This window comes from Myroides sp. WP-1, from assembly GCF_014145635.1.
In the GTDB taxonomy this organism is placed as follows: domain Bacteria; phylum Bacteroidota; class Bacteroidia; order Flavobacteriales; family Flavobacteriaceae; genus Flavobacterium.
The window spans coordinates 95,356-111,058 of record NZ_JACHTC010000005.1; the positions used below are offsets into that span (position 1 = coordinate 95,356).

Sequence of the window (15,703 nt, forward strand, 5' to 3'; positions counted from 1 at the left end):
TTTATTTGGTTTGTGTAAAAATACTATATAGTAAAGCATTCTGAACAAGCAGTACTGTTATTACTGGCTTAATAAAAATCAACATTCGCTACCACGTGAACGGATCGATACGCTCCAATAGATTCAAAACTCTTTAAAATACGTCTTACTTGTCCTTTGGTTTGGTTGAGCATGACTTGTTGTGGAATCTTAATTAAAATTACGCGAATATATTGATTTCGAATGCGGTTAATTGCGGGTTCTTCTGGTCCTAATACAGGAATCCCCAATTGGCCTTTAAGGTTGTTGTACAACCAGAAAGAAGCTTCTCTTAACTTTTCAAAATCGCGGTGTTTTAAAGTTAAGCGAATTAAACGGTAGAAAGGCGGATATTGAAAATTGTGACGTTCATACATCTGCTCTTTATACATGGATTTATAATCGTAATTGGTTACTTGCTGAATAATATTGTGGTAGGGATTAAACGTTTGAATGACCACCTTTCCCTTTTTGTCAAATCGACCTGAACGCCCTGCAATTTGTGTCATCATTTGAAAAGCGCGTTCATGGGCTCTAAAATCGGGATGATACAAACTATTGTCGGCATTCATAATTCCCACTAAGTTTACATTGTCAAAATCAAATCCCTTGGCTAGCATTTGCGTTCCTACCAAAATATCAATTTGTTTGCTTTCAAAGGCCTCGATCAACTTTTCATAGGCATATTTTCCCCTAGTCGTATCTTGATCCATACGGGCAATGCGCTTATTGGGGAATAGCTCATTCAATTCCTCCTCTACTTGCTCTGTTCCAAAGCCTTTTGTATTTAAATCAACGCTATGACAACGCACACATTGTTTGGGCATCGGTAAAGTATAACCACAGTAGTGACAGCGCAATTCATTTCTGTATTTGTGGTAGGTTAAACTCACATCACAATGTGGACATTCCGGAACAGCACCACAGGTCATGCATTCTACCACAGGAGAAAAACCTCTTCGGTTCTGAAAGAGAATCACTTGCTCTTCTAAGGACAAAGCCTGATTGATCTCGTCGATCAATTGATCTGAAAAATGTCCTGTCATCTGCTTGCGTTTGTACTTATCTTTAATGTCAACCAAAAGAATTTCTGGCAACAATACATTGGTATAGCGCTTCGTTAGTTCAACTAATCCATATTTCTTTTGTTCTGCATTGTAATAACTCTCCAAACTCGGAGTTGCTGATCCCATCAGTACTTTAGCTTTGTGTTGCATCGCTAAAACTACCGCTGCATCACGCCCGTGATAACGAGGTGCTGGATCGTGTTGCTTGTAATTAGCATCGTGTTCTTCGTCAATCACCACTAAACGCAAATCTTGAAACGGCAAGAACACCGATAAACGCGTTCCGATTACTACTTTAGCCTTTTCCGATTGTTGTAAGACTTGATTCCAAACTTCCAATCGCTCATTGTGTGAGTAACGCGAATGATATACTGCCACTTGATTGCCAAAATAGGCCGTTAATCGCTGAACCAATTGCGTACTAATTCCAACTTCGGGCAACAAAAACAACACTTGTCCTTCTTGAGCTAAGAATTTCTCAATAAGCTTAATATATACTTCCGTCTTGCCAGAGGCCGTCACCCCATGCAACAAGACCACTTCTTTTTCTTTAAATTGCTGTTCAATCTCCCAAAGCGCCTTGCTTTGATCGTCTGTAAGTTGAATCGTATCTGAGGTAGCATCATTAAACACAACGCGATCATGATTGAGGTAGTAGGATTCAAAAACGCCTTTTTCCAACAAAGCATTGACAATAGCTTGGCTACTCTCTCCTTCTTCTATTAGCTGTTTTACGCTAATAGGGTTTTTATTCATTGCCTGCAATTGAAAGTATTTCAATACTAATTCGCGTTGTTTCGCTGCACGATTGACTACTTCCATTAGTTTAGTCAATCCATCTTCTTGTATATATTCTGATGCCAAACGCACGTAACGAACCTGCTTAGGCTTGTATTTTTCGACCATTTCTTCTTGCAGCAAGATAGCTCCTTTGGTCAATAAGCTATTAATTACAGGAAAAACTTGTTTGCGGTTGAGAATGGCAATAATTTCATCTAATTTCAAAATCGACTGGATCTGCATAGCTTCATACAACAAGTATTCTGCATCATTCAAATCTGCTGGTTTTAAATCTGTTTTGTCATTCCACTGGATGATTGTTTCACTCTCTAAAAGTAAACGCGAAGGCATAGCTCCTTTATACACGTCTCCAAGTGTACACATATAATACTCTGCTAGCCAATGCCAAAACTTAATTTGATCTGGCGTGACTACAGGCTCAATATCTATAATTTCGTGAATATCTTTTGCTTCGTATAACGCAGGTTGTCGATGATGTTTTTCTACAACCAAGGCAGTATATACTTTATTTCGCCCAAAAGGCACTGCTACCCGCATCCCGATTTGAATAAAATCAAATTCAACTTCGTTGATTTGATACGTAAACGTAGGATCTAGGGCTAAAGGTACAATGACCTCAACAAAATATTGCATGTTTGGGCTTGTTAATCAATACAAAGGTGAAGACCTTCATACAAAATGAATTGAAAAAGAAATTAATTATTGGTTTTAGCTGAAACTATATTTCCTTTTTGATCAATGTAAAACCACGAAGGACTATCCCAATAGTGATATTCACCACGCGATCCAGCTACTTCTCTACTTCTTCCTTCAAAGGTAGCTTTTGCTACACCATTTTTAAAAGGAAATACAAAAGCAAATTGAGGTTTGATTACAACTTGCCCTTTGACATTTGCAAATCCCATTTTCCCTTCTTCATCTACAATACGATACATGCCTTCTACAACAAAATCAGGTCCATTGTCATACAAATATGGAGAATGTGTAGACTTTGATGTCATACACCCCATAGTCATAACAAGTAGAAAACACACCAATACTCTATTCATCTAATACTATAATTAATTTGTATTTACATTTGATTTTTTCAATTTCAAAAATACATGATTTATACCGTATTTCCATAGCATATATACCATATACTTCTTACTCTTTAGATATTTTAGCATAAATCATACTAGAAAAAGTTTCCTAATACGATCCTTAATAAACAAAAAAACTACCTTTTTGAAGATAGTCTCTTCTATTTTAGGGTTGTTTTGTCCATGTTTGCGATCGTTTAAACAATAAAACACTCGAAATACCGCTCACTTCTAACTTACTATAACCGACTAATTTTAACGAACATTTATATTCTGCTCCTGTTTCTGGATCAAAAATCGTCCCACCTGAATATTTATTATCCTTTTCTTTAACTACATTCTTCATGATTGTAAGGCCTTTATATGTCTTCATCCAATCCTTTCCCTTACAATTTTCACATTTCGAATCCTTACTATCAACAGCTAAAACCTCAATGATCTTGCCTGAATATTTTCCTTTATCTTCTTTGATCTCAATTACCGCTGTTGCATTACCCGTAGTATCATCAATGGCTTTCCATTTACCTACAATTGAATATTGAGGTTGCGCCTGTAGGTTTAGGAAACTAAACAATAGAAAAAGTAGAATAAAGATTAATTTTCTCATCTTGTTTTCTTTTTAAACTGTCCAACGAGATTAAAGGTACAATCCTTGTTGGGGCAGACCTAAACAATTAACAAAAACAAAACACTTAACACACTCAAATTCAAAACAAAACAAAACAAAACAAAACAAAACAAATCAAAACAAATCAAACTGACTTAGATAGCTAAAAAAAGGCTACCCAAATGAGATAGCCTTTTTATTTACATTTTTGTCCACGTTTGCGTTCGTCCAATTAATGAAATTCCAACATAACCGCGTACTTCTAATTTTGTTTTTCCATTCGTTTTAATGGAGCATTTATATTCTTTTCCAGATTGAGGATCAACAATTGTTCCTCCTGTATATTCTTCTCCTTTTTTGGTCAGATTTTTAATAATCGTCAACCCTTCAATTGGTTTTCCCTTATCTTCTCCTGAGCATTTTTCACATTTAGAATCCTTTTTTGCTGGATTCAATATTTCGATAACTTTTCCGTGGTATTTCCCTCCTTTTTCTGAGATTTCTACGATCGATTTCGCATCTCCCGTTTGATCGTCAAACGTTTTCCATTTCCCTACAATGGATTGGGCTTGTGTTGTCAACAATCCGCCCACTAAAAACAAGAGCACTAGTATTGAGTTTTTCATATTATTTTCCAGTTTTTAAATTAAACATCACAATCAAATATACTTATTTTTTCAATTTAATCTTACGAATTGCCAAATTTAATTCAAATCCCAATAACAGAATCATACAGTTGATCCACAAATAAAACATGACGACTAATAACGTTCCAATAGACCCGTATAATTCGTTGTAACGCGCAAAGCGAAGAACGTAAATTCCAAATCCATAAGAAGTCAATACGTAGAGAATTGTTGTAAATACGGAACCGATAGATATAAAAGAAACGCCTTTCGTTTCTTTAGCTCCAAACTTATATAAAATAGAAGTTGTCAGTAGAACCACAAGAAGTAAATAGATATTTCTTACCCAAACAAGCCAATTCACACCAATACTAAATCGATAGATCAACACTTCTAATATCACATAAAAGGCAACAGAAAAAATTAAGACAAAAGACAAGATTAACGATAAAGCTAATGCTACTAAATACTGCCTGATAATATTACGCGAAATAGTAATGTGGTAAGAAGATTCAAATCCACCAATAATAGCAAACACTCCATTAGTCATTAAAAAAATAGAGAGTAAGAATCCCGATGACAGGAGCGATTTATAGCTATTATTCATAATATCAAGAATAATAGACTGGATGGCTTCATACGTATTGGGAGGAACAGAATTTTCAATAAACTGTAGAAAATCTGCTTGGAAATTATCAATCGGGATATAGGGAATCAAATTTAAGATAAACAGTGCAAACGGAAATAGCGCCATAAAGAAACTGAAGGCGATCGATCCGGCGCGATAGGAAAATGCGCCCTTAATGATCCCTACCAAATACAATTCAATCAAGTCATATAAAGAGTACCCTTCAAGAAAAGAAAACTTTACTCGTTTTAATCCTCTTACAATTTTATTGATGATCGGTATCCGATCCAGTTTATTTTCTACTTCTGACATGCACTTTTTTTAGCGCTGCTATACAACAGCTTTTAAACTTAAATCCATATTGTAAACGGAATGTGTCAATGCACCTGAAGATACATAATCTACTCCACAAAGGGCGTAGGTTCTCACCGTTGTTTCATCTATATTACCAGATGACTCCGTTTGGCATTGATTGCCAATTAAAGCTACTGCTTGTTTGGTTGTTTCAAAGTCGAAATTATCTAGGAGAATGCGATGTACATTATCACAAGCTAAAATTTGTTGTACTTCGTTTAAATCGCGTGCTTCAACAATAATTTTCAACTCTTTGTTGTTGTTTTTCAAATAGGTATTTGTTTTTTCAATCGCTTCTTTGATACCGCCCGCAAAGTCGATGTGATTGTCTTTCAACATAATCATATCATATAAGGCAAAACGATGATTTTCTCCACCTGCAATTTTTACGGCCCACTTTTCAATGGCACGTATTCCAGGTGTCGTCTTTCTCGTATCCAGAATTTTAGTACCTGTTCCTTCTAATAAATCAACAAATACGCGTGTTTTTGTAGCAATTGCACTCATGCGTTGCATGGCGTTTAACATAAAGCGCTCTGCTTTTAAAATAGATTGAGAAGATCCCGCTACACAAAGAACAACATCTCCAATTCGAACCGCTTCTCCATCTTGAATAAACACCTCAACTTCTAGTGCCGGATCAACATAGTTCAAAATCATAGTAGCAAATTCTACACCTGCTATTATTCCCTCTTCTTTTACTAAAACCTGTGCTTTTCCTTTGGCAGTATCAGGAATACACGCTAAAGAACTATGGTCGCCATCTCCTACATCTTCGCGAATAGCATTGACGATAATTTGATTTAATTCGGCTTGAAATTGTTGTTCTGAAATCATAAATAAAAAATTTGCGCTGCTAAAATAAGAAATGTTTTACAAGTGTTCTTCTTTTAGCCTCGCAAACTGTCAGGTAACGATACCCTACTTATCCGATTTTTATTCCTAACAATTTATAGAATTCACTGAGGATTGCAGGATGTCCTGGCCAAGCAGGCGAAGTCGTTAAATTGCCATCAGTAATGGCCTTATCCGCATCTATTTCTTTATAAATTCCTCCGGCTACAGTAATATCTGGCCCTACTGCAGGATAAGCCGTCAGTGTTCTTCCTTTTAAAACATTGGCTGGAGTCAATACCTGAATACCGTGGCATATTGCGGCAATAGGCAGATTCTTCTCAAAAAAGTATTGTACAATTTCAATCACTCTTTTGTTTAAGCGAATATATTCTGGTGCACGTCCTCCACATACATAGAGTCCCGCGTAATCTTCTACTTTAACCTCATCAAAGCTTTTGTTGATAACAAAATTATGTCCTCTACTTTCAGCATAAGTCTGAAAACCCACAAAATCGTGAATGGCCGTTGCAATGATATCATTTTTTTTCTTTCCCGGACAAACTACATCTACTACTACACCTACCGAAAGCAAAGCCTGATAAGGAACCATTACTTCATAATCTTCAACAAAATCTCCTGCTAACATTAAAACTTTTTTTGCCATAACTTTTATTTTTTTGATTTATTCCTCCTAATTTACAACAATCTATTCAATTCAAAAAACACCTTCTTTAAATGACGATCGAAAATTTTTTATCTCCAACTTTCCAAACTCTACACATTTTGCCTTAACTTTAATTTTTCTTTATTTAAAATTTGTGTTCAAATGAAAAAACTACTCTTTATTCTTTGTGTAACCTTGGGAATGGCTAGCTGTAATCAAAAAGTAGCACCTCCTCAAACGGTAAGTGTGAACGATCAGTTCTCAATGGAAATACCAGCTACTCTAGCTGTCATGACAGATCTGTATCCTGATGCAGCTATTCAATACGGAAATACGTTCAGACAGGTTTACATCATTGCTAAAGAATCTCCTAAAACAGCGGACGAGTCTTTTGCTGCTTTTACACAAAAAGCATTAGCGACGTATGCAAGCAGACCTGATTATGAAATCACAAAAGAAGACGACGTTCGAATTAATGGATTACAAGGAAAAATCTATAAAATATCCATGTCACAAGAAGGAAACTTCATGTTTATGATTCAGACCCTGATTGAAGGAAAAAAAGGAAACTATGAAATCATTGGTTGGACCATAGGCCAAAACAAAGATTATCAAGGTGACGAGTTGATGAATATTATTTCGACATTCAAAGAGATCTAGTACTCTTTATATCGTATACTAATAAGAGAGGATGACTTCAAGGTCATCCTTTTTTAATACAATCAAATGAGTTTTTTACAATAAATCAGGTGTTCTATTTAAGAAAAATTCACGCAAGGAAAATCTTTTTTTATCCCAAAAGACACCTATTCAAGCATAAAAACAACAAAAAATGCGTCCTTAGTTCAAAAAAAGCCTGTATTTATAACTTTTTAACATTCAGTATTTTAATAACCTATTGTATATCCATTTTTGTATTGTACATTTGAGGAAACAAAATAGCGAATAACATGAAAAAAATTTTATTATCAGTAGCAGTAGTAGCTGCTCTTTCATTAGCATCATGTGGAAATAAGAATGCTGATAAAGTAACAACTACAACTGAACAAGAAGTAGCAGTAGAACAAGGAGACAAATACACTGTTAACTTAACAGAAAGTAATGTAACTTGGAAAGTAGGACACAAAGGAGGATTAAACCCTCGTTTTGGTACTTTAATTTTAAAAGCAGGAGATATTGCAATTGATGCAAATGGACTAAACGCAGGTTCATACACTGTTGATATGGCTTCTATCAAAGCTGACCGCGCTTCTGTTGATGCTGATGAGGATGTAGCAAAATTAGAAGGACACTTAAAAAGTCCTGATTTCTTCGACGTAGAGAAAAACCCTACAGTTGATTTCAAAATCACTAAAGTTGAAGATTTTGATGCTGCAAAACACACAAGTACAATCGAAGGTGCAAACAAAATTGTAAGTGGTAACTTAACGATTTTAGGAAAAACAGTAAACATCACTTTCCCTGCTAAAGTAACAGTAGAAAACGGAAAAGCGGTTATGGATGCTTCATTCATCGCTGATCGTACAGCATGGGGATTAGTATTCGGAACTACAGATAAAGAATCTGGAGCTGCGCTTAACCCTGCTGATTGGGCAATTAGTAAAGACATGGAAATTGGAATCCATTTAGTTGCTGATAAAGTAAACGAATAATCCATTCTAAATCATACACAAAGAGGATAATCCACAGGGTTATCCTCTTTTTTTATCTGGTTTAAATTGGGGGTTTCTTATGCTTTTACTTCCCCTTACCAAAATAATTCAATATTTTTGTTTAGGCGAACAAACATATCCCCGCGTGGGTTTATTAAAAAGAGAATGAAACATACAGATGTACTAATCATAGGTGGAGGTCCGATAGGGATTGCCTGTGGTATTGAAGCTAAAAAAGCAGGACTATCTTATCTTATTATCGAAAAAGGTTGTTTGGTGAATTCACTGTATCACTATCCGATCAATATGCAATTCTTCTCTACTTCTGAGCTATTAGAACTTGATCAAATTCCATTTATCAGTGCAGAAACAAAACCTAGACGCAAGGAAGCATTGGAATACTACAGACGTGTATCTCATCTGCACGACTTATCGATCCACTTGTTTGAAAAAGTTCTTCATGTCAACAAACAGGTAGAAGGTCATTTTACGATAGAAACTTCTAAAGCGAATTATACAGCCAAACAAGTCATTGTAGCGACTGGTTTTTATGACTTTCCAAATTTGCTTCATATTCCGGGAGAAGATCTTTCCAAAGTATCGCATTACTACAATGATCCGCATTACTATGCCAACATGAATGTAGTCGTTGTAGGAGCGAGTAATTCGTCTGTAGATGCGGCGCTTGAATGTTATCGAAAAGGAGCAAACGTTACTTTAGTTGTACGAGACAAAGAGATTAGTTCTCATGTCAAATATTGGGTTAAGCCTGATATTGAAAACCGCATAGCAGAAGGAGCCATTCAGGTGTACTTCAACAGCAATTTAACGAACATAACCCCTACTACTGTTACCTTAGAGCAAAAAGGAAAATCAATACATATTGCCAATGATTTTGTCTTAGCCTTAACGGGATATCGCCCTGATTTTGATTTCTTGCGTCGACTGGGAATCACCACACAAAACGATGATGAACAATTGCCGACATTCAATGCAGAGACGATGGAGACCAATATCGAAAACCTCTATTTAGCAGGTGTTGTTTGCGGTGGATTAAATACCCATACCTGGTTTATTGAGAATTCAAGAGTTCACGCTAAGTGTATTATAGAACATATAACGAAGCGTTCATCAAAGAACAACTAAACTTGACAATGTTCACATATTCCCTTAGCTACTACTTCAATTTCATTTAATTGAAATCCGATTGGAATATCAATTGTAGGAATTGCTACCTGGGTAAGGCAAATTGTTTTTTTACAATGATTACAAACAAAATGCAGATGCGTATCTCTGTGGTTATCTTCAGAGCACTTGGAAGAACACAAGGCATATTGCGTTACATTGTTTGCTGTTATACTGTGGAGTAAACCTTTACTTTCAAATGTTTTTACGGTCCGATAAATCGTTACACGATCTGATTGATCAAAGCTATTTTCTATATCCGCCAAAGACACGGCTCCTTGCTGCTGTTTCAAAAACTTGAGCACTAAAATTCGCATCGCGGTAGGTTTGATGTTTTTGGCAACTAACTCTTCTTCAATATTCTTCATTTCTCATTGCTTTTAATTGATTCAAAGGTAAGCATTGTTCCTCAATTCCCTCCTTCACAAAAAAAGGAATTAATTGTCTTTTTTATTTATTCTCAGTAACATCATCCTCTCTCACTCCTGATACTCAACACCTTCTATTGCTATACTTGTATATTTCATTGAAAAATAATCATTGAAATTCAAGAGAAAATGCAACAAATACTCGCTTCATTTCATTTACTGTTAGTTTTTGATGATTTTTATCGCAAAAACTACAAATAAAACATATATTTATTTTTTTTAGATTCATTTCAAACAAAAAGAGAAAAAGAATAAAATAGAGGTATGATTCTTGTGTACGTGTAAACAAGTAAGTCTTTTTTCGAAACAAGATCGATGACAAAGTAATTTTCAAAACAAAACAATAAATTTTAAACAAAATGCAAAAAATTATCGGAAGTATTCTTATTGTAGCAGGTACTACAATAGGCGCAGGAATGTTAGCAATGCCCATTATATCGGCCAATGTTGGTTTTTTATTTATGTCATTTATCTTATTCTGTATTTGGTTTGCTATGTTTTATACTTCCGTTCTCTTAGTAAACGTCTATCAATACAACCCTACTTCAGCAGGTTTTAATACACTTACCTTAAAATATTTGGGCAAACCCGGTGCATTTATTACGGGTTTGAGCATGTTGACGTTGATGTATGCTTTGGTGAGTGCTTATATTGCAGGTGGTGGAGATATTTTGAGGTCTAACCTCAGTCAACTAATGCACCTTGAGGTTTCACCTCAACTCAGTGCCATTCTCTTTACACTTTTTTTTGGAGGTATTATTGCTTTTGGAACAAGAGCAGTAGACTTTAGTACGAAAATAGTTTTTTCCATTAAAATTATTTGTCTTTGTTTGGTACTTGGTCTTTTATTACCTCACATTGAAATGGCGTATTTAAGTTATTTACCACAAAGTCCACTTCCTGTATTAGCGACGATTCCCATCATATTTACTTCCTTCGGATTTAGTGTTGTTATTCCGAGTTTAGTCAAATATTTAGATGGCAATTTACGCCAATTAAAATGGGTCTTCTTTATTGGAAGTATTATTCCATTGGTCTTATATTTAATCTGGGAACTTACAATTCTCGGTAATATTGAAAGTAGTGTATTCAGTGAAATTTTAAAAAATAACGCAGGTTTAGAAGGCTTACTTGTCTCAATAAAAGAGATCAATAGTTCTCCATTTATTAAAGTTGCCTTTACTATTTTTGCGGCAGCAGCCATCTTAACTTCTTTTTGGGGTGTGGCTTTATCACTAAATGATTATATCAAGGATTTGGCGAAAGATCGTCCTAAGATCAAGCACAATCTAAGTGCGTTTATTTTGACTTTTTTACCGCCTATTCTCTTTGCTTTATTTTATCCTGATGGATTTGTTATTGCTTTGGGATATGCCTCCATTTCACTGGTTATTTTGGCTTTGATTATTCCCATGCTTATGTTGCAAAGAGCAAAAAAACTTGCAGGCGTCAAGACCAATCCATTTCAGTATATTATTTATGGTTTCTTGTGGATTTTATCCCTTTTAATTATTGTCTTACAGCTATTATTAGCCTTAAATATACTTCCTTCATAAGAAGGTGAAAATTCATAAAAAAGGGAGTTCCATCGAGAACTCCCTTTTTTTGTTTTCTTATTTTGATAATAAATGGCGAATCACATTTTCTGCCGCATGCAAGCCAAATAAAGCAGGCATCCAGCTATTCGTTCCGAAGAACGACTTTTTAAAATTAGTTCCATCCGTCATTTTCAAACTGCTTTCATCTGGTTTTTCTGTTGAAAAAATAGCCTTAACACCTGAGGAGATCCCCTCCTTTTTCAAGCGCTTTCTGATTTGTTTAGCTAAAGGACAAACATCTGTTTTACTAATGTCTTTTACGACAATTTTCGAAGCCAACATCTTTCCACCAGCTCCCATTGCACTAATCACTTTTACGCGCTTGCGCTTGGCTGCCAAAATCAGATTAATTTTAGGCGTAATGCTATCAATACAATCCAACACATAGTCATACTCTTCCGTAACTACTTCATGTGTGCGTTCGGGAGATAAAAACTCCTGAATACGCGTTAATTTTAATTCAGGATTAATATCCATCAAACGATCACCCACGACATGTACTTTCGCCATGCCTACTGTTGAATGTAGGGCAGGTAATTGTCTATTTATGTTCGTAATGTCTACTGTATCTCCATCTACAATTGTCATTGTTCCAACACCTGCACGCGCTAAAAACTCAGCGGCAAATGATCCAACTCCACCTAATCCTACAACTAATACATTAGCGTTTTTTAATTTTTCTAGTCCTTCTTCTTTAAAAAGCAAGGCTGCTCTTTCTTGCCAAATAGCCATTCTATTTCTCGTTATTAATCACCTTAAAGGCTCTAAATTAGTATTATATCCTAAATATGCGTTTAAAATTTGACGCTACAATTTGCTCAATTTTTGGTTGATATTCCGCTGCTTTATTATAGATCTCTTCAATGGAAATGATTTGATCATCATCTGTTTCCAAAAAGATATACTGTTCTGGTACTAAAGCTAACGTATCCTGTAATCGCTTGCTACCCAATAAAGCCCGACCGAAAGACAAGTGGAATCCATTTTTCCACAAACTCTCCGCTACTTGTTGGTGTTTATTAAATCCGTGCACGATCAAAGGAACGGTTAAATTCAATTGTTTCTTGAGGGTAATAATCTCTTGATACGCAGAAACAACGTGCAAAATTACAGCTTTTTTATTTTTTTCTGCAAGAAGTAATTGACGAACCAACACTTCTTTTTGTAAGGTTAATGGAATATCTATTTTTTTATCAAGTCCACACTCCCCCAATGCCAAACAATTGGCTTGTTGAAGATGCATTTCAATAATATTTAGTTGTTCCTCAACCAAGTGTTCTTCAATATACCATGGATGAATACCCACAGAAAAATAAGGAATAGATAAATCTACCTTAGACAAGTCTTGGTTAACAAGCTCTAACGTATCTTTTTCCTTGTGCAGGTAATGGGTGTGTATATTGTACTTCATGGGAACGAAGATAAAAAAAAAGGTCTTTGATTCGCATATGCGAATCAAAGACCTTTACTATGACTGTGCTAATTTATTATTTTAAACCAGCTAAACTTTGTTCAATTGTAGCGATTTTAGCTAAAGCATCTGCTTCTTTTTTCTTTTCGCTAGCTACGACTTGCTCAGGAGCACCACTTACGAATTTTTCGTTCGATAGTTTACCTTGTACGGATTTCAAGAAACCTTTTAAGTATTTCAACTCTTCTTCTAATTTCTCAATTTCTTCTGCAATATTAACGTTACCTTCCATTGGAATAAAATACTCATTGGATTTTACTCGGTATGAAAGAGCTCCGCTTACTTGATCCGTCACGTACTCCATACTTTCAACATTCCCCATTTTGGAGATAACGCTATCAAAATATGTCGATACTTTTTCATTATTGATAATTTTCAGATCAATTGTATCCTTGAAAGAAATGTTTTTATCTTTTCGGATTGTACGAATACCCGCAATCACCTCCATGGTAAATTCAAACTCTTTGATTATATTTTCATCAAAAGCTTTTGTTTCTGGCCAAGAAGAGATTACTAACGCTTGGTCTGCTGTACGCTCATTAATATGTTGCCAAATTTCTTCCGTTAAGAAAGGCATAAATGGATGTAACAATTTCAAGTTTTCTTCCAATAGATCAATTACTTTTTTGTAAGTAATAGCGTCTATTGGTTGTTGGTATCCTGGTTTAATCATTTCTAAGAACCAAGAACAGAAATCATCCCATACCAATTTATAGATTGCCATTAAAGCATCTGAAATTCTGTATTTAGAGAAATGATCTTCAATTTCCACTAATGTTTTCTGCAATTTAGCTTCATACCAAGCCAAAGAAACTTTTGCAGTTTCTGGTTGTGTTAATGTCTCGGAAACTTCCCATCCTTTAATTAATCGGAAAGCATTCCATACCTTATTAGTAAATGCTTTTCCTTGAGCACACAGTTCTTCGTCAAAAAGAATATCGTTACCTGCAGCAGCAGACAACAACAGTCCAACACGAACTCCATCCGCACCGAATTTATCGATTAGACCTAAGGCATCAGGGGAATTCCCTAATGATTTAGACATTTTACGACGTTGTTTATCACGTACAATTCCCGTGAAATAAACATTTGTAAACGGTTGTACACCTGTATACTCATATCCAGCCATGATCATACGTGCCACCCAGAAGAAAATAATATCTGGACCAGTAACAAGGTCATTTGTTGGATAATAGTATTTAAATTCTTCGTTTTCAGGATCTATTAATCCGTTGAATACAGACATTGGCCATAACCAAGAAGAGAACCACGTATCTAACGCATCTTCGTCTTGTTTTAAATCTGCAATTGTTAAATCAGACTTTCCTGTTTTCGCTTTTACTAATTCGAGAGCAGCTTCTTTTGTTTCTGCAACCACGAAATCTTCTTTTCCGTCCCCGTAGTAGAAAGCCGGGATTTGATGTCCCCACCACAACTGACGAGAAATATTCCAATCGCGGATATTTTCCAACCAACTTCTATATGTATTATTGTAGCGACTTGGATACAATTTTACATCTTCTGTTGTCATTACAGCATCTAACGCTGGTTTGGCCAACTCTTCCATTTTTAAGAACCACTGATCCGATAAGCGAGGTTCGATTACTGCTTTTGTACGTTCAGAAGTTCCTACATTGTTCATGTAGTTTTCAACTTTGTCTAAAGCACCAATAGCTGCTAATTCCGTTTCAATTTCTTTGCGAACCACAAAGCGATCTTTGCCTTTGTAGTGTAATCCTAAATCATTTAACGTAGCATCTGCATTGAAAATATCAATAATTTCCAAGTTATGACGTTCCCCTAAATCTTTATCATTTACATCGTGTGCAGGTGTAACTTTTAAACATCCTGTTCCGAATTCCATATCGACATACTCATCGAAGATAATAGGTACCACGCGATTACAAATAGGCACAATAGCCTTTTTACCTTTCAAATGTTGGTAACGTTCATCATTTGGATTAATACAAATTGCAGAATCTCCTAAAATCGTTTCAGGACGAGTTGTTGCAATAGTCAAATAATCCGAAGTACCTTCAATTTGATATTTTACGTGATATAATTTTCCTTGGCGTTCTTCATAGATTACCTCTTCATCTGATAAGGTTGTCTTTGCTTCAGGATCCCAATTTACCATGCGATAGCCGCGGTAAATTAATCCTTTGTTGTACAAATCAACAAATAACTTAATCACTTGTTGTGACATTTCAGGATCCATCGTAAATTTTGTACGATCCCAGTCACAAGAAGCCCCTAGTTTTTTCAGCTGGTCTAAAATCACACCTCCGTATTCTTCTTTCCATTCCCAAGCGTGTTTTAAAAACTCTTCTCTAGTTAAGTCGTTTTTATTGATTCCCTGCTCTCTCAATTTAGCGACGACTTTGGCTTCAGTTGCAATAGATGCGTGATCCGTCCCAGGGACCCAACATGCGTTTAGTCCTCTTAAACGTGCGCGACGTATTAATACATCTTGAATTGTAATATTCAACATATGCCCCATATGCAATACTCCTGTTACGTTCGGAGGAGGTATTACAATTGTGTACGGCTGTCTTTCATCTGGTACAGATCGGAAAAAATTATTCTCCATCCAATACTGATACCATTTTTGCTCTACTTGCTTTGCGTCAAATTGTGCAGGAATTACCATTATTCTATAATTTAATTATTAAAAAAAAAGAAAAA

15 protein-coding genes are annotated in these 15,703 nt (G+C 35.5%); 4 read left to right on the forward strand and 11 right to left on the reverse strand.

The genetic code is table 11. The annotated features are described in order from the left end of the window. Positions 1-68: 68 nt before the first annotated feature. The 7 genes from priA to H4K33_RS06880 all read right to left on the reverse strand — a co-directional run bounded on the left by priA (position 69) and on the right by H4K33_RS06880 (position 6,684). Positions 69-2,519, reverse strand: coding sequence for a primosomal protein N' (gene priA / locus H4K33_RS06850; protein ID WP_182647723.1), 2,451 nt, complete (start codon positions 2,517-2,519; stop codon positions 69-71). 62 nt (positions 2,520-2,581) lie between these two features. Next, on the reverse strand, positions 2,582-2,935 hold the full coding sequence (locus tag H4K33_RS06855) for a WG repeat-containing protein (RefSeq protein WP_182647724.1): 354 nt from the start codon (positions 2,933-2,935) through the stop codon (positions 2,582-2,584). Between the two features lie 199 nt (positions 2,936-3,134). Then, complete coding sequence (locus tag H4K33_RS06860; protein WP_182647725.1) at positions 3,135-3,575, reverse strand: DUF2147 domain-containing protein; 441 nt, start codon at positions 3,573-3,575, stop codon at positions 3,135-3,137. Positions 3,576-3,775: 200 nt separating this feature from the next. Then, the gene (locus tag H4K33_RS06865) at positions 3,776-4,201 is read right to left on the reverse strand and encodes a DUF2147 domain-containing protein (protein ID WP_182647726.1); all 426 of its coding nucleotides are present in this window, start codon (positions 4,199-4,201) and stop codon (positions 3,776-3,778) included. A gap of 43 nt (positions 4,202-4,244) precedes the next feature. After that, complete coding sequence (locus H4K33_RS06870) at positions 4,245-5,141, reverse strand: YihY/virulence factor BrkB family protein (RefSeq protein WP_182647727.1); 897 nt, start codon at positions 5,139-5,141, stop codon at positions 4,245-4,247. A gap of 18 nt (positions 5,142-5,159) precedes the next feature. Next, positions 5,160-6,020: a carboxylating nicotinate-nucleotide diphosphorylase gene (nadC, locus tag H4K33_RS06875; protein WP_182647728.1), complete on the reverse strand. Its 861-nt coding sequence runs from the start codon at positions 6,018-6,020 to the stop codon at positions 5,160-5,162. An 88-nt stretch (positions 6,021-6,108) separates the two neighbouring features. Next, positions 6,109-6,684 (reverse strand): DJ-1/PfpI family protein, encoded by a 576-nt coding sequence (locus H4K33_RS06880; protein WP_182647729.1) that lies wholly within the window; start codon positions 6,682-6,684, stop codon positions 6,109-6,111. 162 nt (positions 6,685-6,846) lie between these two features. Between H4K33_RS06880 and H4K33_RS06885 the strand changes: the two genes are divergently transcribed. From H4K33_RS06885 to H4K33_RS06895, 3 genes are all read left to right on the forward strand, one after another. Continuing rightward, complete coding sequence (locus H4K33_RS06885; protein ID WP_182647730.1) at positions 6,847-7,344, forward strand: hypothetical protein; 498 nt, start codon at positions 6,847-6,849, stop codon at positions 7,342-7,344. 290 nt (positions 7,345-7,634) lie between these two features. After that, positions 7,635-8,336 (forward strand): YceI family protein, encoded by a 702-nt coding sequence (locus H4K33_RS06890; RefSeq protein ID WP_182647731.1) that lies wholly within the window; start codon positions 7,635-7,637, stop codon positions 8,334-8,336. Between the two features lie 165 nt (positions 8,337-8,501). Continuing rightward, a complete protein-coding gene (locus H4K33_RS06895; protein WP_182647732.1) occupies positions 8,502-9,482 on the forward strand; it encodes a YpdA family putative bacillithiol disulfide reductase in 981 nt (326 codons plus the stop codon). Here H4K33_RS06895 and H4K33_RS06900 read toward each other — a convergent pair. Then, on the reverse strand, positions 9,479-9,889 hold the full coding sequence (locus H4K33_RS06900) for a Fur family transcriptional regulator (RefSeq protein WP_182647733.1): 411 nt from the start codon (positions 9,887-9,889) through the stop codon (positions 9,479-9,481). The two genes, H4K33_RS06895 and H4K33_RS06900, sit on opposite strands and share 4 nt — an antisense overlap. 419 nt (positions 9,890-10,308) lie before the next feature. On the opposite strand from H4K33_RS06900, the gene H4K33_RS06905 reads away from it, so the two are divergent. Continuing rightward, positions 10,309-11,505, forward strand: a complete 1,197-nt coding sequence (locus tag H4K33_RS06905) for an aromatic amino acid transport family protein (RefSeq protein ID WP_182647734.1) — start codon at positions 10,309-10,311, stop codon at positions 11,503-11,505. A gap of 57 nt (positions 11,506-11,562) precedes the next feature. On the opposite strand, the gene H4K33_RS06910 is transcribed toward H4K33_RS06905, so the two are convergent. The 3 genes from H4K33_RS06910 to H4K33_RS06920 all read right to left on the reverse strand — a co-directional run bounded on the left by H4K33_RS06910 (position 11,563) and on the right by H4K33_RS06920 (position 15,668). After that, entirely contained in the window at positions 11,563-12,279 is a 717-nt protein-coding gene (locus H4K33_RS06910; protein WP_182647735.1) for a ThiF family adenylyltransferase, read from the reverse strand. A 43-nt stretch (positions 12,280-12,322) separates the two neighbouring features. Then, positions 12,323-12,958, reverse strand: a complete 636-nt coding sequence (locus H4K33_RS06915) for a TatD family hydrolase (protein WP_182647736.1) — start codon at positions 12,956-12,958, stop codon at positions 12,323-12,325. A 76-nt stretch (positions 12,959-13,034) separates the two neighbouring features. Beyond that, the gene (locus H4K33_RS06920; protein ID WP_182647737.1) at positions 13,035-15,668 is read right to left on the reverse strand and encodes a valine--tRNA ligase; all 2,634 of its coding nucleotides are present in this window, start codon (positions 15,666-15,668) and stop codon (positions 13,035-13,037) included. Positions 15,669-15,703: the final 35 nt, after the last annotated feature.